This window comes from Nocardia sp. NPDC055050 (assembly GCF_053608345.1).
This window is the reverse complement of sequence record NZ_JBSGVG010000009.1, coordinates 52420-75744: the sequence shown is the minus strand read 5'-3', so window position 1 is coordinate 75744 and position 23325 is coordinate 52420. Positions and strand designations below refer to the sequence as shown.

General features: G+C 66.9%; 21 protein-coding genes and 1 tRNA gene. 12 read left to right on the top strand and 10 right to left on the bottom strand.

Features of this window, described 5'->3' with window-relative positions; genetic code table 11:
• Nucleotides 1–83: 83 nt before the first annotated feature.
• The 6 genes from ACWGCN_RS11795 (at nucleotide 84) to ACWGCN_RS11770 (ending at nucleotide 4999) form a co-directional block, all read left to right on the top strand.
• Complete coding sequence (locus ACWGCN_RS11795; protein ID WP_378991407.1) at nucleotides 84–500, top strand: fluoride efflux transporter FluC; 417 nt, start codon at nucleotides 84–86, stop codon at nucleotides 498–500.
• A gap of 64 nt (nucleotides 501–564) precedes the next feature.
• Entirely contained in the window at nucleotides 565–927 is a 363-nt protein-coding gene (gene crcB, locus ACWGCN_RS11790; protein ID WP_378991409.1) for a fluoride efflux transporter CrcB, read from the top strand.
• Nucleotides 928–974: 47 nt separating this feature from the next.
• Nucleotides 975–2612 (top strand): phosphoglucomutase (alpha-D-glucose-1,6-bisphosphate-dependent), encoded by a 1638-nt coding sequence (gene pgm / locus ACWGCN_RS11785; protein WP_449964213.1) that lies wholly within the window; start codon nucleotides 975–977, stop codon nucleotides 2610–2612.
• A complete protein-coding gene (locus ACWGCN_RS11780; RefSeq protein WP_452459796.1) occupies nucleotides 2609–3940 on the top strand; it encodes an MFS transporter in 1332 nt (443 codons plus the stop codon). The genes pgm and ACWGCN_RS11780 overlap by 4 nt, the downstream gene beginning before the upstream one ends.
• Before the next feature lie 65 nt (nucleotides 3941–4005).
• The gene (locus tag ACWGCN_RS11775; RefSeq protein ID WP_378991413.1) at nucleotides 4006–4746 is read left to right on the top strand and encodes a DsbA family protein; all 741 of its coding nucleotides are present in this window, start codon (nucleotides 4006–4008) and stop codon (nucleotides 4744–4746) included.
• Between the two features lie 180 nt (nucleotides 4747–4926).
• Nucleotides 4927–4999, top strand: a tRNA-Ala gene (locus tag ACWGCN_RS11770).
• A gap of 415 nt (nucleotides 5000–5414) precedes the next feature.
• On the opposite strand, the gene ACWGCN_RS11765 is transcribed toward ACWGCN_RS11770, so the two are convergent.
• The 3 genes from ACWGCN_RS11765 to ACWGCN_RS11755 form a co-directional block, all read right to left on the bottom strand.
• Complete coding sequence (locus tag ACWGCN_RS11765; RefSeq protein WP_379314500.1) at nucleotides 5415–5579, bottom strand: type II toxin-antitoxin system prevent-host-death family antitoxin; 165 nt, start codon at nucleotides 5577–5579, stop codon at nucleotides 5415–5417.
• A gap of 40 nt (nucleotides 5580–5619) precedes the next feature.
• Nucleotides 5620–6105, bottom strand: coding sequence for a nuclear transport factor 2 family protein (locus tag ACWGCN_RS11760; protein WP_379314499.1), 486 nt, complete (start codon nucleotides 6103–6105; stop codon nucleotides 5620–5622).
• Nucleotides 6106–6255: 150 nt separating this feature from the next.
• Nucleotides 6256–6699 carry a Zn-ribbon domain-containing OB-fold protein gene (locus ACWGCN_RS11755; protein ID WP_452459795.1) on the bottom strand — a complete coding sequence of 148 codons (444 nt, stop codon included), beginning with the start codon at nucleotides 6697–6699 and terminating at the stop codon, nucleotides 6256–6258.
• 203 nt (nucleotides 6700–6902) lie between these two features.
• Here ACWGCN_RS11755 and ACWGCN_RS11750 point away from each other — a divergent pair, with 203 nt between their 5' ends.
• Together ACWGCN_RS11750 and ACWGCN_RS11745 are read left to right on the top strand one after the other, a co-directional pair.
• A complete protein-coding gene (locus tag ACWGCN_RS11750) occupies nucleotides 6903–9218 on the top strand; it encodes an ATP-binding protein (RefSeq protein ID WP_452459794.1) in 2316 nt (771 codons plus the stop codon).
• A 213-nt stretch (nucleotides 9219–9431) separates the two neighbouring features.
• Nucleotides 9432–10448 carry a fatty acid desaturase family protein gene (locus tag ACWGCN_RS11745; RefSeq protein WP_452459793.1) on the top strand — a complete coding sequence of 339 codons (1017 nt, stop codon included), beginning with the start codon at nucleotides 9432–9434 and terminating at the stop codon, nucleotides 10446–10448.
• 3 nt (nucleotides 10449–10451) lie between these two features.
• Here the strand turns inward: ACWGCN_RS11745 and ACWGCN_RS11740 are convergent, their stop codons facing one another.
• On the bottom strand, nucleotides 10452–10970 hold the full coding sequence (locus ACWGCN_RS11740) for a winged helix-turn-helix transcriptional regulator (protein WP_378633032.1): 519 nt from the start codon (nucleotides 10968–10970) through the stop codon (nucleotides 10452–10454).
• Nucleotides 10971–11030: 60 nt separating this feature from the next.
• Here ACWGCN_RS11740 and ACWGCN_RS11735 point away from each other — a divergent pair, with 60 nt between their 5' ends.
• Nucleotides 11031–11675, top strand: a complete 645-nt coding sequence (locus tag ACWGCN_RS11735) for a dihydrofolate reductase family protein (RefSeq protein WP_452459792.1) — start codon at nucleotides 11031–11033, stop codon at nucleotides 11673–11675.
• 37 nt (nucleotides 11676–11712) lie between these two features.
• Nucleotides 11713–12402 carry a class I SAM-dependent methyltransferase gene (locus tag ACWGCN_RS11730; protein WP_452459791.1) on the top strand — a complete coding sequence of 230 codons (690 nt, stop codon included), beginning with the start codon at nucleotides 11713–11715 and terminating at the stop codon, nucleotides 12400–12402.
• Between the two features lie 234 nt (nucleotides 12403–12636).
• Here the strand turns inward: ACWGCN_RS11730 and ACWGCN_RS11725 are convergent, their stop codons facing one another.
• The 5 genes from ACWGCN_RS11725 to ACWGCN_RS11705 all read right to left on the bottom strand — a co-directional run bounded on the left by ACWGCN_RS11725 (nucleotide 12637) and on the right by ACWGCN_RS11705 (nucleotide 19861).
• Nucleotides 12637–14127 carry a DUF4246 domain-containing protein gene (locus ACWGCN_RS11725; protein ID WP_452459790.1) on the bottom strand — a complete coding sequence of 497 codons (1491 nt, stop codon included), beginning with the start codon at nucleotides 14125–14127 and terminating at the stop codon, nucleotides 12637–12639.
• Nucleotides 14128–14204: 77 nt separating this feature from the next.
• Entirely contained in the window at nucleotides 14205–16724 is a 2520-nt protein-coding gene (locus ACWGCN_RS11720; protein ID WP_452459789.1) for a polynucleotide kinase-phosphatase, read from the bottom strand.
• On the bottom strand, nucleotides 16725–18122 hold the full coding sequence (locus tag ACWGCN_RS11715; protein ID WP_452459788.1) for a 3' terminal RNA ribose 2'-O-methyltransferase Hen1: 1398 nt from the start codon (nucleotides 18120–18122) through the stop codon (nucleotides 16725–16727). It abuts the gene before it with no gap.
• Nucleotides 18123–18170: 48 nt separating this feature from the next.
• The gene (locus tag ACWGCN_RS11710; protein WP_452459787.1) at nucleotides 18171–19508 is read right to left on the bottom strand and encodes a permease prefix domain 1-containing protein; all 1338 of its coding nucleotides are present in this window, start codon (nucleotides 19506–19508) and stop codon (nucleotides 18171–18173) included.
• Nucleotides 19505–19861, bottom strand: a complete 357-nt coding sequence (locus ACWGCN_RS11705) for a PadR family transcriptional regulator (protein ID WP_378991431.1) — start codon at nucleotides 19859–19861, stop codon at nucleotides 19505–19507. The genes ACWGCN_RS11710 and ACWGCN_RS11705 overlap by 4 nt, the downstream gene beginning before the upstream one ends.
• Before the next feature lie 175 nt (nucleotides 19862–20036).
• Here ACWGCN_RS11705 and ACWGCN_RS11700 point away from each other — a divergent pair, with 175 nt between their 5' ends.
• The gene (locus tag ACWGCN_RS11700) at nucleotides 20037–20744 is read left to right on the top strand and encodes an LppP/LprE family lipoprotein (RefSeq protein WP_452459786.1); all 708 of its coding nucleotides are present in this window, start codon (nucleotides 20037–20039) and stop codon (nucleotides 20742–20744) included.
• Between the two features lie 39 nt (nucleotides 20745–20783).
• Here ACWGCN_RS11700 and ACWGCN_RS11695 read toward each other — a convergent pair whose 3' ends face one another.
• The gene (locus ACWGCN_RS11695) at nucleotides 20784–21947 is read right to left on the bottom strand and encodes a metallophosphoesterase (protein WP_387447160.1); all 1164 of its coding nucleotides are present in this window, start codon (nucleotides 21945–21947) and stop codon (nucleotides 20784–20786) included.
• A gap of 259 nt (nucleotides 21948–22206) precedes the next feature.
• Here ACWGCN_RS11695 and ACWGCN_RS11690 point away from each other — a divergent pair, with 259 nt between their 5' ends.
• The gene (locus tag ACWGCN_RS11690; RefSeq protein WP_378991437.1) at nucleotides 22207–23295 is read left to right on the top strand and encodes an alpha/beta hydrolase; all 1089 of its coding nucleotides are present in this window, start codon (nucleotides 22207–22209) and stop codon (nucleotides 23293–23295) included.
• The last annotated feature ends 30 nt before the right edge of the window (nucleotides 23296–23325 follow it).

Here is a 23325-nt window from a genome sequence, read left to right as displayed (position 1 = left end):
GCGCACCGCCCACCCGGATGTCGGTGGGTCTCGATACCATGAGCGACGACCACCACACGGATCGGCCGACGGGAGGGCAACGCATGGCATCGCGGCCCCCGGCGCTCGATCCGGCCGTCCTCGCGGCGATCTCGGTAGGTGGCGGGCTCGGTGCCACCGCCCGTTTCGGCGTTGCGTACTGGTGGCCGGTGCTCCCGGGCCGGTTCCCGTGGTCGACGTTCACGGTGAATGTGCTCGGCTGCTTCGCGATCGGGGTGCTGATGGTCGTGGTCACCGAACTGTGGGAAGCACCGAAACTCGTGCGGCCGTTCCTGGGAATCGGTGTGCTGGGGGGCTTCACGACTTTCTCCACCTATAGCCTCGAGATTCGTAGACTCATCGGCACCGGTGCGACGGGCACGGCGGTCGCCTATCTCGGCCTGTCGGTGCTCGCGGCGCTCGGTGCCGTGGCAGTCGCCATGAGCGCGACCCGCTGGGTCGCGCGGCGGGGGTTCACATGAATTCGACGACGGAAGGGGGCCATCCGATGGTCGAGATGTGGGCTCCCACAGGGGGAGGCGCGGCATGACGGTGGCGCTGGTGATGGTCGGTGGCATGCTCGGGGCACCCGCCCGGTACCTGATCGACCGGCAGATGTCGGCGTGGTTTCCGACTGGGCTGCCCTGGGGGACGCTAACCGTTAACATTGTCGGTTCGGCGTTGCTCGGGGGTCTGATCGGCGCGAGTGTGGGCAGTGCGCTGCTGGCATTCGCGGCAACCGGCTTCTGTGGTGCGCTGACCACGTTCAGCACGTTCGGCTACGAGACGGTCCGTCTGGTAACCGAGGGCGCTTACGTGTACGCCGTGGGCAATGTCGCGATCAGCGTCGCGGCGAGCCTGGCCGCGGTGTATGCCGCCGCGTCCCTGACCCAGTGGTTGTGCGCATGATTCTCATGACCAGCCGCGCGCAGCCGACACGGAAGGGAACACCCACCATGGCCCACGATCGCGCCGGACGGCCCGCCCGCCCGACCGACCTGGTGGATATCGCTCACCTGGTCACCGCGTACTACAGCCTCGTCCCCGATCCGGACGAGCCGAGCCAGCAGGTGGTGTTCGGCACCTCGGGTCACCGGGGGTCCAGCGAGGACGGCGCGTTCAACGAGGCCCACATCATGGCGATGACGCAGGCGATCGTCGAATACCGCGCCACCCGTGACATCACCGGCCCGGTCTACCTCGCGCGCGACACCCATGCCCTGTCCGAACCCGCCTGGACCACCGCGCTCGAGGTCCTGGCGGGCAACGACGTCACGGCGGTGATCGACGCCCGCGGCCGCTACACACCCACGCCCGCGCTGAGCCACGCTGTCCTGAACCACAATCGTGGCGGTACCAAGCACCAAGCCGACGGCATCGTGGTCACCCCCTCGCACAATCCACCGCGCGACGGCGGCTTCAAATACAACCCACCGCACGGCGGCCCCGCCGACACCAAGGCCACCGACGCTATCGCCGCCCGCGCCAACGAACTGCTGCGCGGCGGTCTGGCCGGGGTCAAACGGGTCTCGCTCGATCAGGCGATGAACACCCACGTCCAGCGCTACGACTACCTCGACCAGTACGTCGGCGACCTGCCGAACGCGTTGAACCTGGACGCGATTCGGGGCGCGGGGATCCGGATGGGCGCCGACCCGATGGGTGGCGCGAGCGTGGACTACTGGGAGGAGATCGGCCAGCGGTTCGACCTCGAGCTCGAAGTGGTCAACCCGTTCGTCGACCCCACCTGGCGTTTCATGACCCTCGACAGTGACGGCCAGATCCGGATGGACCCGTCCTCACGCCATGCCATGGCGGCCCTGGTCGGCATCAAGGACGACTACGACATCTCCACCGGCAACGACGCCGACGCCGACCGGCACGGCATCGTCACCCCTGACGGTGGTCTGATGAACCCCAACCACTTCCTGGCCGTCGCGATCGAATACCTGGTCGCGAACCGGATGTGGTGGGACGCGCTCACCAAGATCGGCAAGACCGTCGTCACCTCCTCCATGGTCGACCGCGTGGTCGGCGTGCTCGGGCGGGACGTGTACGAGGTGCCGGTCGGGTTCAAGTGGTTCGTGCCCGGATTGTTCAGTGGCAGTTTGGCATTCGGTGGTGAGGAGAGCGCGGGCGCGTCGTTCCTGCGGATGGACGGCACCGTCTGGACCACCGACAAGGACGGCATCCTGCTGGCCCTGCTCGCCGCCGAGATCGCCGCCGTCACCGGCCAGACTCCCTCTGCCAGGTACGGCGAACTGGAACGCCAATACGGCAGCCCCGCCTACGCGCGGATCGATGCCGCCGCCACCAGCGCGCAGAAGACCAAGCTCGCGCGCCTGACTCCCGAGGCCGTCTCCGGCACCGAGATCGCGGGCGAGGAGATCACCGGCATCCTCACCACCGCGCGCGGCAACGGAGCGCCGCTGGGCGGACTGAAGGTGACCACGGAGAACGCCTGGTTCGCCGCACGTCCCTCGGGCACCGAGGACAAATACAAGATCTACGCCGAGTCCTTCCTCGGCCCCGAGCATCTCACCCAGGTACAGGCCGCGGCCGAGGAGATGGTGAACCAGGCGCTGACCGAGTGAGCGCTCCGGCCAAAGTCCGGCTACCCGCCGAGATCTGGGTACTGATCGCGGCAGCCTTCGTGATCGCGCTCGGGTTCGGTCTCGTCGCGCCCGTGCTGCCGCAGTACGCCCGCGAATTCGGGGTGGGTATCGCGGCGGCGTCGGCGATCGTGAGCGCGTTCGCGTTGATGCGGTTGCTCTTCGCGCCCGCCAGCGGTCGGCTCGTGCAGAAGCTGGGCGAGCGGCGGGTGTATCTGGCGGGCATCGTGATCGTGGCGCTGTCGACCGGGGCATGTGCGCTCGCGCAGACGTATTGGCAACTGCTGGTGCTGCGTTCGCTCGGCGGCATCGGGTCCACGATGTTCACGGTGTCGTCGATGGCGCTGATCATCCGGGTGTCACCGCCCGCCGCGCGCGGCCGGGTTTCGGGGGTCTACTCGACCAGTTTTCTGATCGGGTCGTTGCTCGGGCCTCTGGTCGGCAGCAGTCTGGCCGGATTCGGGCTGCGCGCGCCGTTCGTCATCTACATGGCCGCGCTGCTCGTGGTGTGTGTGATCGTGTTCGCCGGGCTGCGCGAATCGCCGGTGCTCGCGCCCGAAAACGGCGCGAAGCCGGCCGAATTCACCTTCCGTCAAGGGTGGGCCGAGCCTGCTTATCGGGCGGTGCTGCTGTCGAGTTTCGCCGGTGGTATCGCGGTGTTCGGTGTGCGGATGGCATTCGTCCCGTTGCTAGTCGTGGAAACGCTGCATCAGGAAGTCGGCATGGCGGGCGTCGCGCTGACGGTGTTCGCCGCGGGCAACGCGGCCGTGTTGTTCGCGTCGGGCAGGCTCTCCGACCGGCTCGGCCGGAAACCGTTCCTGATCGCCGGGTCCGTCATCTGCGCGCTCGGCACCGGTGCGCTCGGTTTCGCGCCGACACTGCCGTGGTTCTTCGCCGCGTCGTTCATCGCGGGTCTGGGTTCGGGGATGTTCAGCCCGGTGCAGCAAGCCGCGCTGGCCGATGTGATCGGGTCGCGGGCCCGCGGCGGTCCGGTGCTGGCCGCGTTCCAGATGTCGGCCGATCTGGGCACCGTGCTCGGTCCGATCGTGATCGGCTGGTTGGCCGAACGCACGTCGTTCGGGGTGGGTATGGCCGTGACCGGTGCGGTGCTGGCGGTGTCGGCGGCTGTATGGGTATTCACTCCCGAGCCCGCACAGATCACGCACCCCGACGATCCGGAGCACCCCGACCACGCGGGCGACGGCATCGACCCGCAATGCGCCTGCGACGGCAGCCCCGACGGTAAGCCGGTGGTGCGTGACGGCATGGTTCCCGCCGGTCGACCCAGCGATTACCACAAGCCGCAATAGCAGGTCAGCGCCATTTCGATGTGCCCGCGCGGCGCGCCGCCGGCGACTCGAGGCAGAGTGGACGGGTGAGCACAGCCGGTTCTTCGCACAATCCGCGCCCCGTTTCCAGCAACACCACCTACGCGCTGGCCGCGGTGGCGGTCGTCGTCATCGGGTTGATCGTGTTCGCTGCCTACAAGTGGAGCGCGGAACCGCCGCCCGCCGTCCGCAACGAGGGCTACGGCCCCGTCCGCGAGGCCGCCGTGCAGGTCACCACCAGCCCCGAGGGCGTCATCCGCCTCGGCCGCCCCGACGCCACCGAGACCATCGACATCTTCGAAGACCCCATCTGCCCCGCCTGCGGCGCGATGGAAACCGCCTACGGCCAGGAACTGGCCCAGAAGATCGACGAAGGAAAGCTCGCGGTGAACTACCACCTCGTCACCTTCCTCGACCCCCAGTCCAAGAGCAAGGACTACTCCACCCGCGCGACGGCCGCGAATCTCTGTGTCGCCCAAACGGGTTCAGGGCCCATCTACAGCAAGTTCCACGAAACCCTGTTCACGAACAAGCAGCCATCCGAAGGCGGCTCCGACCTGAGCAACCCCGCCCTGGCCACCATCGCCACCGAATCCGGCGCCCCCGAATCCGTCGCCGCCTGCATCAACAACGGCACCCAGTCCGACGCAGCCAAGACCGCCGCCGCGAAGAACCTCGCCGACCTCGACGCCCGCACCGGCAACAAGGCCGCCACCCCCGCGATCTACGACGGCACCACCAAGATCGACTGGCAGGACGAGAACTGGGTAGTGAACCTGGCCCCCTGAGCCCCGCGTGAGGTTCGGCACATTCTACCCCTGACCAGCCGATCCTTCCCGCCCCACCGGCCACTGCACCCCCGCCCGTAACCCCACATTTTCGCCGTCTACCAGCCGATTTGTTCTCTCTCAGACGCATGGTGTAACTTCATTCAGGCAGCAGCGAGAGCCGCTGAAACAACTGAACACGGGGCTATGGCGCAGCTGGTAGCGCACCACACTGGCAGTGTGGGGGTCAGGGGTTCGAGTCCCCTTAGCTCCACCCACAACAAAAAGGTCCGGCTTTCGAGCCGGACCTTTTGTTCGTTTCGTGGCCTGCAACCGGCGGGTGTGCATCGGGGAGCTGGATGGCGCCTGTGTGCCTGAAGCTGGGAAGGTGGCGTAGCGATCGGTTCACCTGACTCGCAGCGCACAGTGATCCAGTTCGGTTGCAGCGCAATCTTGATCCCGACTCTGATCGCGGAGCGCAGCGGTGGGTGACTGGATCGTCAGGCGAGACTCCAAGGGTTGATAACAGGTACGCCCATCGGCTCGAAGTCTTTGATGTTGCGAGTCACTACGGTCATACCGTGCTCGTCCGCCGTGGCCGCGATCATCGCATCGCGCTCGGGCCGTGGGTCCGGGACGTATAACCGTGCTGGGCGACTCGCTGATGACGTTGGTGTTGAGGAGGGAAGTCACAGGTCGGCGACCCTCAGATCCACCTGCAGCGGCGCTGGTTCGAACTCGATCTCGTCGTCCATGCTCAGCCGGGAAACGAGGTCCTGGCTGTCGGCCTTCAGTCGCCGGTACTCGTCGATAGACAAGAGCACGAAAGCGTCCTCGCCCCGATCTGTGATCACGACAGGCCCTTCGGCCGCAAAGACGATATCGGCTCGGTCTTCAATCCAGCACCGTCGCCGGGTCGCCTCCGGTGATGGTTCGGTAGTCGTCGATCCGATGGCCGGTCCGCCAGGGGCGTGCCGCGCCCGATACCCACCAGCGCCGCCACAGCGACGGGTGTTTCAGAACGATGGGCAGCACCGGTAGGGGGTCGAAGTAGTTCATTCGCTGGATCGCCTTGCCGTCGCGAAGGATCATGCGGTCGACGTTCGGCCATTCGATGCGGTGGCGTCCTACGTGCGCCAGCAACCGGAACTCGATGAAGACCACGTCGTCGTCGCCGCGCCATCGGTCGACGTGCGCCCGGAGATCGGGGAGGAATCGCCAGATCTGTGCGAACTCTCGTTGCGCCGCGGCTATGCCGTGCATCGGTGGGGACAGCGGCTGGGTCAGCACCACGTCCGGATGCAGAATCTCGGGGATTCGATCGACGGACGGCCGATCCCAGAAGTCGATGAAGTTCGCAACGAACTGTTCAGCGGACATGCGGCGTCCTCTCGTCATCGTGACGATAGCGAACTGACGCGATGCTCCGCGACCACCCTGAGTCGGATCTGTATTTCCGGTGAATGCGTCACGTTCTTGTTCCGAGCCGTGGCCGCAGGTCAGTACACCACGGTCCGGCCGTTCCGCCGCTCAGACACTGATACGGCTGGCGGCCCGGCGCTGATCGTCCGACATCGGCCGACCGGCGCTCACGGCGAAGACCGGGAACCTGTCGTCCCAGGAACACGACTGAAATTGCACACGCACCGGGCAGTTCTGCAGCGGCGGGAGCCCGCCTTCGATGGATGTGTAGACCCACGGCCCCTCGTCGAGTTCGACGATGGCGATCGTCAACGGTCGTACGCCGCGCATTCCGGTCGCGGCGCGATCCACGACCCGACAAGACACGATCGAACCGGCGCCCGCCGACGGCAGCCATTCGAGGCTGCCGGAGATGCAGGACGAGCAGCCGAGGGTCACCGCCGCGAACAGCGTGGAGCAGCAGGTGCACCGGCGAATCATCAACACGTCTTCCACGTGCTGCATGTCGTTGTCGCCGGCCGTATCGCTGTCGACTGGATCGGGTGGGTACATCGGACCTCCGGGAATGGTGCTGACCGTCACTTCAGCGTCCACCGAGCACGGCGTCACGGGGACGGTCGATATACCCGTTTTCGGAAATCGGGCTACTTCTGCAGCCGGCGTCCGGGACGTTGCGGTGGTGTGGCGGTGCCGTGGTCTACACGGCGTAACCTGGCGTTCTGGACCATTCCGCCATCGAATGCGAGGCATGTCGGATGCCGCCAACCAGTGAGGGCGCGCTGGGAAATCTCCCCGCGGAATTGACTCAATTCGTCGGCCGAGGACGCGAGATCGTCGAGGTCAGACAGTTGTTGTCCGAGGCGCGGCTGGTGACGTTGACCGGTATCGGCGGGGTAGGCAAGACCCGGTTGGCGATCCGGGCGGCCGAGGAGGTGCGCCGAGCGTTCGACGACGGGGTCTGGCTGGTCGAGTTCGAAAAGGTTCGCGAGCCTGACCTGGTGGCCGAGGCCGCAGTGTCCGCACTCAAACTGGTGGGCCGGACGGCCCAGACGCCGCAGGAGTTGCTCCTCGATTTCGTCGCCACGCGCCATCTGCTCCTGGTGCTCGACAACTGCGAGCACCTGGTGGACACGATCGCCTCGCTGGCCGAATCGCTGCTGCGTGCTGCGCCACGATTGCACATCCTCGCGACCAGCCGGGAGCCGCTCGGCATCGGTGGGGAGGTAGCGGTCCCGGTGCCGCCACTGTCGGTTCCCGGGGCGGAGGGGTCGCCGAGCTTACGCGCGATGTTGCGGTGTGACGCGATCGCACTGTTCGTCGACCGCGCGCGCTCGGCCGTCCCCGGCTTCGAGCTGACCGAAGACAGCAAGATCACCGTCGCCCGCATATGCCGACGACTCGAGGGCCTGCCGCTGCCCATCGAGTTGACCGCGGCCCGGCTGCGGTCGATGTCACCGGAGCAGATCCTGCAACGGCTCACCGACCGATATCGACTGCTCACCGGTGGCGGTCGCGCGACGCCGACCCGTCAACAGACGCTGCGCCAGTGCGTCGATTGGAGCTACGACCTGCTGACCGACCGTGAGCGAGAGCTGTGGGCGCGGGTGACGGTGTTCGCGGGCGGCTTCGAATTGGATGCCGCAGAGGCGATCTGCGGTGCCGGACTCGATCCCGGCGAGGTACTCGACCTGGTGGGCTCGCTGGTGGACAAGTCGGTCCTGATCCGTGCGACCCGTGGTGACGGCGGCGTCCGGTACCGGATGCTCGAAACGCTGCGCGAGTACGGCCGGGAACGGTTGCGCGGTAGCGGTGACGAGAAGGAATTGCAGCGCCGCCACCGGGACTGGTTCGAACGGTTGGCGTTGCGGGCGTACACCGAATGGGCGGGGCCGAAGCAACTGGAATGGATCGATCGGCTGCACCGGGAACAGCCGAATCTGCGTGAGGCGATGGAGTTCTGCCTGGCCGAGCCCGACGAGGCGGAATCGGCCGAACGGATCGCGGTTGCCCTCTACGAGTTCTGGGTCGCGCGGCAGCGGGTCAGCGAGGCCCGCTATTGGCTCGGTCGGGTGTTGGAGAGAACGAGCGGGGCCACGTTGGCGCACATCGCGGCACTGTGCGCGGACACAGTGCTGGCCGCGATGCAGACAGACATCCAGTCCGGGTCCGAGCGAATCGAACAGGCGCGTTCGTTGGCCGAGGGCAGTGATGACGAGTTGTTGTGCGCGTATGTCGACGGCGCACATGGCTTGCTGTCGTTGTTCTCCGGCGATCTCACCGGTGCGAGGACACGGCTCGCGCGGGCAGTGCCGGTGTTCGAGGCGTCCGGTGATGTCTTGCATCAGGTGTCGAGCTTGCTCGGCCTCGGCGTCGCGTGCGGTCTGCTGCAGGAAACGGACCTCGCCATGGCGTGCAACGAGCAGGCGCTGGCGCTCGCCACAGCGCACGGCGAGTCGGTCTACCGGTCCTACGCGGTCGCGCAGCTCGCCTTTGCCACGGTCGAGCGCGGTGACCTCGAGCGCGGATCGGTGCTGGTCAAGGAGAGTCTGCGGGTTTCCTGGATGATCGAGGATTGGCCGGGCGTCGCGAGCTGTCTGGCGACCCTGGCCTTTGTCGCGGCTGCACAGCGCCGGGCGCAGCGGGCTGCTGTGCTCGTCGGGGCGGCCATGGCGGTCGGCGAATCCGTGGGCAGCCAGGCGGTCAGTATTCTCGAGATGTTCGGCCACCACACCCAGGCGCAGCAGGACGCCACTCGCGCGCTCGGCCCGCGCGCCTTCGAGGCGGCGATGCGCCAGGGCCACGATCTCGATATCGACGCGGTGCTCGCCTACGCCCTCGAGGAGGATTCGTCCGCGGCGGCGGAGGTTCCTGCCGCGGTGGACGTACTCACCCGCCGCGAGAAGCAGATAGCCGAACTCATCGCGCAGGGCCTGACCAACCGGGCCATCGCGGAGAAGCTCGTTATCTCGCAGCGCACTGCGGCGGGGCATGTCGAGCACATCCTGAGCAAACTGCACTGCGCGACTCGCGCGCAGGTCGCGGCGTGGGTGGTCGCTCACCATCGAGAGTAGGCATCAATGGCGATCCGGTCGGATCGAGTGACCATCGCGGCAACGCGGATCTCGGGGTGCGATGGCGCGAGGACCGGCGACATGGTCTGCCGGGTGATGGTGTCGTTGTTCGCCGGGTAGCAGGACGACCGGATTCGGGTGGCGGCACGGCCAGTCGTCGCCGATCTGCAACCCGTTCACCCGGACGTGGCCTGCATGCGCCATGCTTGTGGCGTGGTTATCGCGTCTGATGTCGTTCCCGTGCGTGGCAGTGAGTACTCGGTCCTGTTGCGTCGCGTCCGGGCGGCGGACCTGCTCGACCGGCAAGTGGGGTATTACGGGTGGAAGAGCGCGCTGACCGCAGTCGCCTTCGTGGCTGGTTGGGTGGCATTTTTCGCCATCGGTGACTCGTGGTGGACGCTGGCGGTGGGGGTGTTCCTGGCCGCGGTGTTCTCGCAGATCGCGTTCCTCGGCCACGATGCCGGGCACAAGCAGATCTTCGCCGGGCGGCGGGCCAACTACCTGTACGGGCTGATCGCGGGCAATCTCGCCATCGGGCTGAGCATCGGGTGGTGGACCAGCAACCACAACCGGCATCACGCCCACCCCAATACCGAGGGCATGGACCCGGACGCGATGGGTGTGCTCGCGTTCTCCGGTGATCGTGCGCGGGCCGGAACAGGTTGGCGGCGGTTCATTTTCCGCTACCAGGCGTGGCTGTTCTTCCCGCTGCTGCTCCTGGAAGGTGGCAGTCTGCACTGGAAGAGCATCGTCGCGGTGTTCCGCTGGCCGATCCCGAACCGTATCTGGGAGGGCGCGCTGCTGGCCGCCCACTTCATCGGCTTGCTCTCGGCGGCGTTCCTGGTGTTGTCGCCGGGTAAGGCGTTGGTGTTCATCGCGGTTCAGCAGGGTCTGTTCGGTTTGTACATGGGCTCCACCTTCGCGCCCAACCACAAGGGCATGGAAGTTCTGCCGGACGGCGACAACACCGACTTCCTGCGTCGCCAGGTGCTCACCTCGCGCAATGTGCGCGGCAGCTTCCTCGTCGACACCGCGATGGGTGGGCTGAACTACCAGATCGAGCACCACCTGTTCCCGTCGATGCCGCGCGCCAACCTGCGCCGTGCCCAGCCGATGGTCGCCCAGTTCTGCGCCGAGATCGATGTTCCCTACTGCGAGACCGGCCTGTTCGAGTCGTACCGCCAGGCGATGGCCCACCTGAACGAAGTCGGCCGCCAAGCGGCCCGCTGACGCCTACTCGCCGGCTGCCGCGAGGTAGGCGGCGGTGAGTTCTGCGAGCACCCCGTCGTCGGGAAGCGGCGCGCCACGCAGATGGGTGGCGCGCAGTTCATCCATGAAGCGCTCCCACATCGGGGGCCCGCCCGCGGCGAGTAACTCCGCGCGCACCGTCAGCTCCGGCGCCGTGTGCAACCATCGCGCGCCCCACGCGCCCAGTGCGGCCAGCACCGGAACGAGCTGAATCGCGGCCTCGGTGAGGTGGTATTCGACCTTCTGCCGGTGACTGGGGTCGTCGTCGCGCGTGAGCAGACCCGCGGCGACGAGTTTGGCGAGCCGTGCGGCCAGGATGTTCGAGGCGATGCCCTCGATGGACCCGGTGAGTAGTTCCCGGAAGTGCGTATGCCCGCCGAACATGATGTCGCGCAGGATGATCAGGCTCCAGCGGTCGCCGAGGAGCTCGACCGTGAGGTTGATCGGGCAGCCCGACTTGCCCGGCGGCACCGGCAACTTCTCCTGGGCAACTGGTTGCGACATAGGATCAGTCTAGGATACGTTCGTCACTGCTTGCACATTGCAATCAGAAAGGGCACCTCGATGGCTCAGATGGTCCGCGTTCAGAACTTCAGCATTTCCAGCGACGGGTACGGCGCGGGGGAGGGGCAGAGTCTGGAACGCCCCTTCGGTCACGCCGAACCCTCTGACCTCATGTTTTGGGCCGGCGCCACCGCGCACTGGCCCAATCGCACCGAACCCGGTGGTACCTACGGCCTCGACGACTACATCACCCGCGACTACGCCTTCAACATCGGCGCGGAAATCATGGGCCGCAACAAGTTCGGCCCACAGCGTGGACCGTGGGAGAACTACGACTGGCAGGGCTGGTGGGGCGACAACCCGCCGTTCCGCACTCCGGTTTTCGTCCTCACCCACCACGAGCGCCCGTCGTTCAGCCTGGCCGACACCACTTTCCACTTCATCGATGCCGCCCCGAAGGACGCGCTCGCGCAGGCTCTGGATGCCGCCGACGGCAAGGATGTACGCATCGGCGGCGGTGTCGCCACTGTCCGCGAATTCCTCGCCGCCGACCTCATCGACGCCATGCACATCGTCGTCGCACCGGTGGAAATCGGTGCGGGCGAACGACTGTGGGACAGTCCCGACGAATACGACGACCGCTTCCACCACGAGCAGGTCCCCAGCCCCAGCGGAGTCGTCCACCACTTCTTCTGGCGTCGGTGAAGTATCGCGTGACCTGCGCGGCAGCGATAATTGTGTGGTGCCAACAGATCCCGTCCTGCTCGACGACCTGACGCTGGAACAGTCCTCGGTAGTCGCGAACAACGCGATGAACCGCGGCCGAGGACTGTCCGGTGTGAACAGCTACGCCCGCGAACTCGGATTCGACCCCTACGAGGTACTCGCCGAGCGCTTGCGCGCCGACCCCACCGCCCGGGTCACGTGGATCGACGTCTGCTGCGGCTCCGGTCGGGCCCTGCTCGAAGCGGAGGAGCGATTCGACCGCGAATTCCCGACCGCCGACGTCACCATCATCGGCCTCGACCTCGTCGACTTCTTCCTGCACAAACCCCGCACCCCACGCCTGCGCCTGCTCACCACCTCGGCGACAACCTGGACCCCGCCTCGCGAAGCCGACCTCGTGACCTGCGTGCACGGCCTGCACTACATCGGCGACAAACTGACTCTCATCGAGACGATGGCGAGCTGGCTCACCCCCGATGGTCTCTTCGCCGCCGACTTCGATCCAGCTGAGATCCGCCGCGCCAACGGTTCACCGATAACCGAGGCGGTCGTCGAAACTCTCAGAGCGGCGGGCCTGACATACAACCGTCGCCAGATCCACGGCCACGGTCGGCCTCGATTCACCGCCACCTACCTCGGCGCCGACCCGAAGGCGGGCCCCGGCTATACCGGCCAACCCTCGGTGGTCTCGTACTACGACTGGTGAATCACGGTCGAAATCCGGTGTCGCTCATCTCCAGCGCTGACAGAGACGCGGTCGAGCAGATTCAGCGAAGCTCGACCTCGCCACCCGAGAATGCGGAGTCGTGCAGTTCGAGCGTGGCGGCACGGTTCCGGCGGGCACGTCGAAGACGACAACCACCTGTATCGAGTTTCCCGGGTTGATATCCGACATCACGGCGGTGCCGTCGGTGACGTTGATTCCCGCCATGCGTCGAGATCAGTGTTCGCAGAGGGAGAATTCGCGTTCGTAGAGCTCGTTGTTGTGTTCGTCGACGAAGAACTTGCGCTCTCGCATCAGTTCCGCGCGGAAGGCGTCGGCCTGTGCCGCTGTCATCGTCGAGGTCGGGGACCAGGGTTGTTGGGGTGGGATGTCGGAGGTCGAGACGATGGTCATCGACGGGTCGACCAGGAAGAAGGCCAGGATCTTGCGGTGGCCGTTTCGGGTCGGGTCCTGGAGCCGGAACGGTGCGACGCGATGCTGGAGGATGTTCGGGAACGCCACGCAGCGACCGGCTTCGGCCTTGACCGATCCCAGGTCTTGGTTGAGCGCGTCCTCGTCGGCGAGACCGAAGATCTCGCGCATCCCGGTTTCGTCGTTCTGGTCGTATTCCGGGTCGTCGATCGCCGCGCGGAAACCGAGCCGGCTGTCGGTGATGTTCTCGTTGTCCCAGTAGTAGATTCCGGTGGCGACGATGCTTTCGTTGAGCATTGCTTCGACGTGCCACGAACCGCCCGGATATTCCGGCTTCTCGGGGGTGAGGTAGATGTTGGCGAGTTTCACGATGACCTGCAACCTGCGCCCGGTCAGGTCGACGCGGTCGCTGTCATCGACAGGTGTCGGCGGCTGAAAAGTGGGGGCGTCGGGGATGGCCGGTCGGCGGTTTTCCCACCATTCGTCCCAGGCGGCGTCGAAGGCTTCCTGGGCTTCGTCGCTCTCATCGGCCGGCTCGGTGGGTTCGGAGTCTTCGTACCAGGTGAAGGGGTTGACGTCGATCCGCACCGGTCGTGGTCGGCGCAGGTCGGTCAGCACATTGGCCAGCAGCGGGAGCATGCGGGCGAACAGTTCCGGCAAGACGGATTCGAGTGCGTGATGGCGAGCCGGGTCGACGTTGTTGACGTAGGAACGGAAGGCGATGTCGCCGGCATCGGTGACATCGACATCGGTGGGCAGCCATTGGAATTTCGGCGAGTACGCGTACTTGGCATCCTTGTTCGCCGGGCTGGGCCATGGTGCGTCATCGGACCGGCTGACGCCGCGAACCAGGCAGTACAGCGAGGGATGGACGAGATCGCGCACCTGCCCGTTCGAGCCGGGATGCCAATCTTCTTCTGCCGCTGGAACATTCTCGATCACCCGAGCCGCCGCGCGCAGACGATCCCGTAGTGTGTCGTCGATCAGGGTGTCCGATTGCCACACCCCATCGACAGCGGACACCTCGATTCCGGTCTCCTCGTCGCGTATTCCGGCGTAATGCGCGAGTTCATCGAGCACATAGCGGATTTGAGCTTCCGTCATCCCGGTCTCGGCGGCCTCCCGGGTCCATCGGGCGACGATGCCGGCGTCCTGCATCTTCTGATGCCACTGCGATTTCTCCCGAACAGCGGCGCTCAATCGCATCATCTCCAGCTCGCGCACCGTCCTGACCGGTGCGACAGCCACCAGATGAGCGGCACGAAAGGGCAACGGAAACGGGGCGAGCTGAGTCAATTCTCTATTCTCTCAACAGTTCTGGCGAGCCGCACGGTGCGAATACCGGAGACGACACTATTTGACCGCCGAAAAGCTCAGAGGCGAGGGTCGGTCGGCACGGATTCCATGGCCAGGATGGCGAAGACCAATTCGTGGACGCGCCACAGCGGTTCGCCCGCGGCGACGGCGTTCAGGGCCGCCAGGCCGAGCATGTGTTCGCGCAGGGCAAGGGTGCGTTTGCGGCTGAGGGTGCGGTCGCGGAGACGGGCGAGGTGTTCGGGGGTGGTGTAGTCGGGGCCGTAGATGATGCGGAGGTATTCGCGACCTCGGCATTTGATGCCGGGCTGGACGAGTTTGCCCTTGCTGCGATGGGTGAGGCCGGCGTAGGGCTTGATGACCATGCCTTCACCGCCTGCCGCGGTCATCTCGAGCCACCAGGTGGTGGCGTCGGCTTCGGCGGCAGGGTCGGACAGGTCGACGATTCGGCGGCCGGTGGGGCGGAAGGTCACGGGGTCGGCCGCAACGAGTCGGTCGCTGATGTCGAGGTGCCAGCCGTGGTCGCGGTCGGCGTAGCCGGCGCCTTCGGAGGCAAGGAGGGCGAACGGGGCGATCTGTACGCCGTCGAGTCCTGTTGTCGGCCAGCAGTATCGGCGGTAGGCGGTGGTGAAGCTGTCCGCGTTCTCGGCGCGGTCGGCGGTGCGGGCACGCAGTTCGCCGAGGTCGAGCCCACGGGCCAGTCCGGCGTCGAGTGCCGCGACCGCGGCGGGCAGCGCCGACCGTGCGGCGGCGCCTGCGGCCGCGTACTGGGTGCGGATCAGCCCCGCGGCCTTGGCAGACCAGGGCAGCAGTTCGCAGTCCAGGAGCAGCCAGTCCGAGCCGAGTTCGTCGAAAAGTGGTGCGGCTGCCGCGCGGACGCGATCCAGGAGCGCCTCGGTGAGGGCCGGATCGTTGAAGAACGACCGGCCGGTGCGGGTGTAGATCGCACCGGAGCAGCCGTCACCGACCCCGAAACGGGCCGCTGCCTTGTCACGGCACACGAGTACCACGGCCCGCGACCCCATGTGCTTCTCCTCGCACACCACCTTGTCCACGCCCGCCGCGCGATAGTCGGCGAACGCCTCGGTGGGATATTCGAGATACCCCTCGACGGTCGATGTCGACGGCGGGGACATGGTCGGCGGCAACCACAGCAACAGCCGAGGATCGATCGCGAACCGGCTCATCACCTCCAGCGCGGCCGCCGAGTTCTCGGCATCGACGATCACCGTTCCGTGCTCGGTGCTGATGTGCCTGCGCCCGGTGACATCGGCGAGGTCGAGCGTCTCGTTGTCGCGCGCGGATTCGGTATCGGCGAGTGGCCGGATCGGCTCGTAGTACATCCGCTCGGCCTGCACCGCGACGAACGTCTTCTCGGGGTAGCGCAGAGCTGTCAGTTCGCCGCCGAACACCGCACCGGTGTCGAGACACACGGTGTTGTTGATCCACTCCACCTTCGGCGTCGGCACGTGCCCGTAGACGACCATCGCCGCACCGCGATAGTCCCGCGCCCACGGATAGCGCACCGGCAAGCCGTATTCGTCTGTCTCCCCGGTGGATTCGCCGTAGAGACAGAAGTCGCGAACCCGTCCGGACGCACGACCGTGGTACGCCTGCTTCAGTCCGGCGTGCGCGACCACGAGCCGCCCACCGTCCAACCGCAGGTGGCTCACGAGGTCGTGGATCCACTGGGTCGCGGACTCGATGAACTCCGGTGTCTCGCTGCCCAATTGCTCGAGCGTCTCGGCGAGGCCGTGGGACACCGTCACGTTCTTGCCCCGCAATTTCTCGAGCAGCTTCTGCTCGTGATTGCCCGGCACGCACAGCGCGTGTCCGCTCGCGGTCATGCCCATCACCAACCGCAGCACCCCCGGTGAATCGGGCCCGCGGTCGACGAGGTCACCGACGAAGACCGCCTGACGTCCCTCCGGGTGGGTGGCATCGACAGCACGCCCGGCTTCGTCGCGAACCAGCGTCCATCCGAGTTCGCCCAGCAGCGTTTCCAATTCGGCCCGGCAGCCGTGCACATCGCCGATGATGTCGAACGGCCCCGTGAGTTCACGCCGGTCGTTCCACGCCTTCTCGTAGGTGATCGTCACTTCGGCCGGATCGCTGACGACGTGCACCTTGCGAAAACCCTCGCGACCGAGCTCGCGCAGGGAACGCCGCAGGTCCTGACTCTGCCGCTTCAGCACATTGCGCCCGAAGTCGCGATCGGTGCGCCCCTGGGTACGTTCCCACGCCACAGCTTCGGGCGTATCGAGGACGATCGCGACCGGCAGCACATCGAAAGACCGCGCCAGCGCGACCAATTCGGCTCGCGCGTGCTTCTGCACATTGGTGGCGTCGATGACGACCCGTCGACCGGCACGCAGCCGGATCCCGGCGATGTGGCCGAGCGCGTCGAAGGCGTCCTTCGTCGCGGACTGATCGTTCTCGTCGTCGGCCACCATGCCGCGGAAGAAGTCCGACGACAGCACCTCGGTGGGCTTGAAGTGCTCGCGGGCGAAGGTGGATTTGCCGGAACCGGAGATGCCCACCAGGGCGATGAGCGACAGCTCGGGGAGGTCGATGTTCATTTACGCGGCCTTCCGGAAAAGCGCGAGCTGGGTGGGGGAGCCGGTCTGCGGGTCGTGGTCGCCGACCGGGCGGATGTCGACGACGTAGCCGAAGGTCTCGGCGACGCGGGCACACCAGGCGGCGAATTCCGCACGGGTCCACTCGAATCGGTGATCGTCGTGACGGTGACCGTCGAGGGTGTCGTAGTGCACGTTGTATTCCACGTTCGGCGTCGTCACGATCACCGCGCCGGGTGCGGCGTGCCCGAAGACTGCGCGTTCGAGCGCGGGCAACCGGGACTCGTCGACGTGTTCGATCACCTCCATGAGCACCGCCGCGTCGAAGCCTCTCAGCCGGTTGTCGTGGTAGGTCAACGCGGATTGGATCAGGGTGATCCTGGCTCGCTGCCGGTCCGGCATCCGGTCGAACTTCAAGCGGCGCTCCGCCATCGAGAGTGCGGCGCTCGAGACATCGGCGCCGACGATCTCGGTGAACCGGGGCTCGGCTTGCAGCGCGAGAAGCAAAGCGCCTGGGCCACAACCGAGATCGAGGACGCGCGCTGCGCCGGTGTCGGCGAGCGCGGCGAGCACCGCCGCTGTGCGGAGCTTCACCAAAGGTGTGCGGCGCTCGGCGGCTTCGACGCGTTCGACCGCGTCCCCGAGGATTTCGGCATCGTCGACCACCTCGTCCGCCGAGCGCAGGCGTTCCAGGGCGGACAGCATGAGTGTCCGTCGTCCGGCCAGATAGCGTCGCGCGATCAGTTCGCGGTCGGGGTGGGCGCCGAGCCAGCCCTCGCCCGCGCGCAGCAGTTTGTCGACCTCGTCGGCGTCCACCCAGTAGTGCTTGGCGTCATCGAGCACCGGCAACAGCACGTAGAGGTGGTTCAGTGCCTCTGCCAGCCGCAGCGTCCCGGTCAAACGGAGGTGGGTGTAGGGCGACGGGCCCCATTCCGGGAACTCCGGATCGAGCGGCACCGAGGTGGTCGACACCGTCCAACCCAGCGGCGCGAACAGCCTCTCGACGATCTCGGTCCCACCACGGCACGGCACGGCGGGGACTTCGATCTCCAACGGAATCACCGTCTCCGCCAGCTCTTTACGGTCCCGGCTCGTGCCGTTCAGCGCCGACCGGAACACCTTGCCCATCGCCACCGACAGCAGGCTCGACGCCACATACGGACGGTCGTTCACATAGCGTCCGAGTGCGGACCCGTTGTGCCCCTTGCTCGGTCGCGCCAACTCCACCGGATCGACCTCCAGCAGCAGGGCCACGGTGCAGCGATCGACATCGGCCTGTGGATAGAAGACGTGTGCCGTGCCGCCGGTGGTCGTGAACGACTGCACGCGGTCGGGATGTTTGACCACGAGGTATCCGAGGTCGGTCGCCGGCGTGTGAGTCGTGGAGATCGTCAAGAGCACTTGATGATCGTGTCACGGACCGCCAGTGATTTTCGCCGAGTCCGGAGATCATCGGAAGTCGAACGAGGGCGGGATGGCGACGATCACGGCGGCCGCCCACACTCCGTAGACGGGCAGGTAGTCGGTCTGCCAACGCTCGAGAGCGGCGAAGGTCTTCCTGCCGCGCACGAAGCCGAGCCCGAGGTGGCCCGACCACACGAGGTTCACCAGCAACACCACGTTCAGTCCGAGGGCGACCACCTTGTTGGGGGTGGAGCCGAACTCGGCGATCCGGGTGAGCATGGCGGCCAGCATCGTCGCGTCGACGACCAGCGCGGTGAACACCAGCACCAGCTGCAAGCGGTCGAAGAAGCCGGGTGGGGTCAGCGGATCGCGGGCGGAGATCGTGTAGAGGAGCAGGCCCACGACCAAGACGAGGATCAGGTCCATCAGGATGAGTAGATCGCGGTCGATCGCGGTCAGGCTGCGGGTGGTCGCGAGGGCGGCGAGCAGCGCGAACAGCATGACGATGGTGAGCGGGGTGAAGACCCGGGTGAGCACCGGCGCGATGTTCTCCACGACGTTCTGTTTGGCCTCGACCAGCCAGGCGGCGACGATCACCGCGCCCGCGGCGCCGAAGGGCAGCACCCAGTCCTCGATCACCGGCTCGATGTCGAAATCGAGGGTCCCGAAGGCGCCGACCGTGAGTCCGATCAGTACGCCGCCGCCGAGTGCCAGCAAGGTCAGGTAGACGAACCACTCCCCGGTGAACCGGATGAAGTCCATTCGCCGCCGCCCGGAGCGCCAGTCGCCGCCCGTGTACGCGAAACCGACCACCAGCCACAGCAGGATCGGCGCGTGGATCGCGGCGATGATCTCGGTCGCCCCTTCGGGCTCGAACGGATACAGGTTCAGCACGAGTGCGGTGAGCACGACGGGCGCGAGCAGCACGGCGCCGACCCGCGCGGAAATCTGGCGCTTCCACGCGAAATATCCTGCGAGGAACGGCAAGACGAGCAGGCTGATGTTGCGGCCCAAGGCGGCACCCTCCAGCCAGGTGAAGCCCGCTTTGACCGTGACCGCCGCCCCCGCCGCGAGTGCGAGAACCACCATCAGCTCTCGATTTTTCGCGCCGCCCTCGGACTGTTCCGGCACCAGAACGAGCTGCTTCCACAGCCTTTCGGAATGCTCGAGCGCGAACTCCCGGGAGATCGCGTCCATGCTGCCCATCCGTTTCACCGCGACGAGGAATGCCTCCTCGCCCGACAGGCCCGCGGTTTGCAAGGTCGAGATCTGTTCGCGCAGGTGGTCTTCCATCTCGTCGACGTCGGCGACCGAAATCGCACGATGACGCTGGACGTACCCACGCCACTGGTCGATATGGGCCTGCAATTCGGTCTCCGTCACGCCCACCCCTTCTCGACCGGCTGGGTGGCGCTGCGCCAGACCTGGTCGAGCGCCTCGGCGACCACACTCCACTGGGCTTGTCGTTCGGCGAGCGCCGCCCGGCCCGACTCGGTGATCAGGTAGTGCTTGCGGCGGCGTCCGCCCTCGGACACCCGCCACGTCGACGACACGTGCCCGAGCCGTTCCAGCCGGTGCAGCAGCGGGTACAGCATCCCGTCGGTCCACTGCATCCGCCCGTGGGAGAGCTGGTTGACCTGCTCGAGGATGGCGTAGCCGTACGACTCGCCCTCGGCCAGAATCCCGAGCACCAGCGGCGTCGCCGAGGCTGCCACCAGGTCTTTGTCTATCCGCATCGCACTCCTATACCTAGAAGATCTAGGTAAAAACCTAGCAGATCTAGGTATATGGGTGTGGATGTCGCACCCTAGGGTGAGGATTCCGTTGAATCGCCTAACGACCGTGTCGGGGGCCCCGATGAAGTCTGCATGTACGCGCTACAGCGCGTAGGGGACACAGAATCGAGGAACCATGAAGAACGCAGTTCGAATGGGCGCGCTCATCGCCGTCGCCGCGGCACTGGTCACAGGCTGCACCGACGAGAGTGGTTCAGGGACAACCACATCGACCTCTCGCGCGACGGCCGCTTCGTCGACCTCCCGCGCGCCCGCGCCGGGTACCCAGGCCCCGGGGTCGCCCGCGGCCGAGGAGACCGCCGCCCCCCAGCCCGGCGCCACCATCGCGCCGGAGCCCGAAACACCGCCGGTCACACAAGCTCCCACGCTGATCCCGGCCCCCGACACCACCTCTCCCGCCCCCGCTGACAACATCAGTGGACCGGGTCGCTGCATAGACCCGGCCTCGACCGGTGTGCAGAACGCCCTCGCGAGCCTCGAGGGAAGCTGGGTCGCCGGACAGGCTTCGAGTGATCAGCCGGGTAGCTGTGGTCAGCTGTTGTATGTGCGCGCCATCGGCGGCAACTCCGCGGGTGCGCCGATCCACCTCTTGTTCTTCCGCGACGGAAAGTACTTGGGCACGGGCACTTCTGAGCCGTATGCCTTCACCACCGTCGTCGGATCGAGCAACAACGCGGTGACCGTCGACTACCGCTGGCTCGCCGGTGACGAACCCTTTGCCGCGCCGCAGGGCGGTCCGGCGACGATCACCTACTCGTGGAACGGTTCGAAGGTGGTGATGGGCGGCACGCTGCCGACCGAAGTCACCCAGCCGCACCGCTGATCCGATCTCGGACGCCCCTGTGCGCTGGGCAACTGGGGCTCAGTTGTCCGGGTGCAGCACCAGTACCGTGATCTCGCTGGGGGCGAAAACCCGAAGCTGGGGACCCCAGAAACCGGTGCCGCGGCTGGTGTAGAGCTGGGTGTTGTTCGCGTGCCTGCTCAGGCCCGCGACCACCGGCTGGTCGAGCCGGACGAGGTAGTGGAACGGCCAGATCTGCCCGCCGTGGGTGTGACCGGAGATCTGCAGCGCGACGCCCGCCGCGGCGCTGTCGGCTATCTGTTTGGGCTGGTGGGCCAGCAGGACGACCGGCAGTGAAGGGTCGGCGCCCGCGAGCGCGGCGGGCAGATCGGGACCGTGACCGGGCAGGCCGACGCCGGTCGGGTCGTCGATACCGGCGATGACGAGCCGGTCGCCGTCGCGGGTCAGGACGCTGTGCTGGTTGTGCAGCGGCTGCCAGCCGAGCGAGGCCATGTAGTCGATCCAGCCCTGCGCGTCACCGAAGTACTCGTGATTGCCGGTGATGTAGAACCGGCCGAGCGGCGCCTCGACCTTGCCGAGCGGATCGACCTGCGCCTGGCGTTTCACGACCGAACCGTCGGCGAGGTCACCGGCGTGGCAGGCGATATCGGGCCGCTGCGCGTTGACCACCTCGACCACGCGCTCCGACCAGCGCCGCCGATTCAGCGCGGCGTAATGGGTGTCGGTGACGACCACTACGCGCAACCCGTCCAGGCCCTGCGCCAGCCCACGAATCGCGACGTCGACGGTGCGCACCCGCGGCACCCGGCGCGCCTCGTACACGCCCCACCCGACCAGCGCAGCCGAGATCACCAGCACTCCTGCCGCCACGATCCGGGCACCGTCGACCCCGCCGACGGCCAGCGCGCCCCGCACGAGCAGCCCGATCACCGACCAGGAGAACACCACCCACAGCACCCCGAGCAGGGTGTCGCCGACGATCACCGCCGGATCGGACTGCGCGGGCCCGTGCCCGAGGAACATCGTGAGCGGCAGGCACACGAGGGCGGCCGCGGCGATCGCCGTTCCGATCCAGAACAGCGTGCCGCTGCCACCGGTCGGCGCCGAGACCACCGTCCACCAGGGGACTCCGAACAGCACTGCGAGGACCAGCGACAACAGCATCAGGCGTACGGCGAGCTTCACGGCGTTCCCGTTCTGGGCAGGGCGGCCGGGCGCGGCCACGAATCGACCTCCCAGGGTAGCGCTCCGCCGACGTCGCCCCTCGCCGAGAATCCGCAGTTCGGAGCGGGCGCACGAAGCGGGCTGCCCCACTTCACAATTCGATGTACCCCTGGGATCGGGTGCGCGCTATGCTGCCCGACAGGGCCCCGCGCGCAGGTGCAGTACCGCGGCGGGTCGAGTGGGGAAGCGGCGAGGCCGCACAGACGGGAAGGTCAGAACACCGATCATGCGTGGGGTAAGAACAGTTCTTCGGCGAGTGATGGCAGGCGCCGTCGTGGTGGTGGTGCCGTTCGGCGCCTCCGTCGCACCTGCCGCCGCCGATGCCGACCCGTCCGCGATCGACTTCCGGGTGGATACGTCGATGGGGGAGATCAACACCAGGATCATCCGCGCGGCCGACGGCAACACCGATCGGGTGGTCTACCTGCTCGACGGCGAACGCGCCGAGGACGACCTGAACGGGTGGGAGAAGCACACCACCATCCCGGCGCAGATGGCGAAGTTCAACATCAACGTCGTGATGCCGGTCGGCGGGCAGTCCAGCTTCTACGCCGACTGGGAGCAGCCGAGCAACTTCTTCGGCGTCAACCCCGACGGGTCGATGCTGCCCAGCGCCGACTCCGGTTCGGCGATCGGCGGCTGGGAGGACACCCAGGGCAAGGTCAACACCTACCAGTGGGAAACCTTCATCACCAAGACGCTGCCGGAGGCGATGAAGTCCCGGCTGGGCTTCAGCGCGACCCGCAACGGTGTGGTCGGCCTGTCCAGCGGCGGTAGCGCGGCGATGCTGATGGCGGCTTACCACCCTGAGCAGTTCACCTACGCGGGGTCGCTGTCGGGCTACCTGCACATGTCGATGCCCGGCATGCGTGAGGCGCTCGGCGGGGCGATGATCGCCAGCGGTGGGTACAACATCGAGGCGATGGCGCCCGCGGGCAGTGAGAAGTGGAAGCGGATGGACCCGTACGGGTTCGTCGAGAAGTTGATCGCCAACAACACCCGCCTCTACGTCTCCGCGGGGAGCGCCAAGCCCGCCGACCAGGACCTGTCCTCGGTCGACGCGATCACCCAGGGCATGCCACTGGAGGCGATCGCCCTGGCCAACACCCGCTCGTTCGAGAAGCGGGTGACCGCACTGGGTTACGAGAACGTCAGCTACGACTTCCCCGACATCGGCATCCACAACTGGGGCACCTGGGAACAGGTCGCCATCCGGCTGATGCCCGACATGGCGCGCAACATCGGCAAGCCGCTGCCCGCGGGCGCGACCCCGCCCGCCGGTGGCGCACCGCCCGTCGACGGGCCTCCGGCCGGTGGCCCGCCCGCCGGTGGTGAACCGCCGAAGTAGCCTCTGCCACAACCGAAACCGCCGCTACCC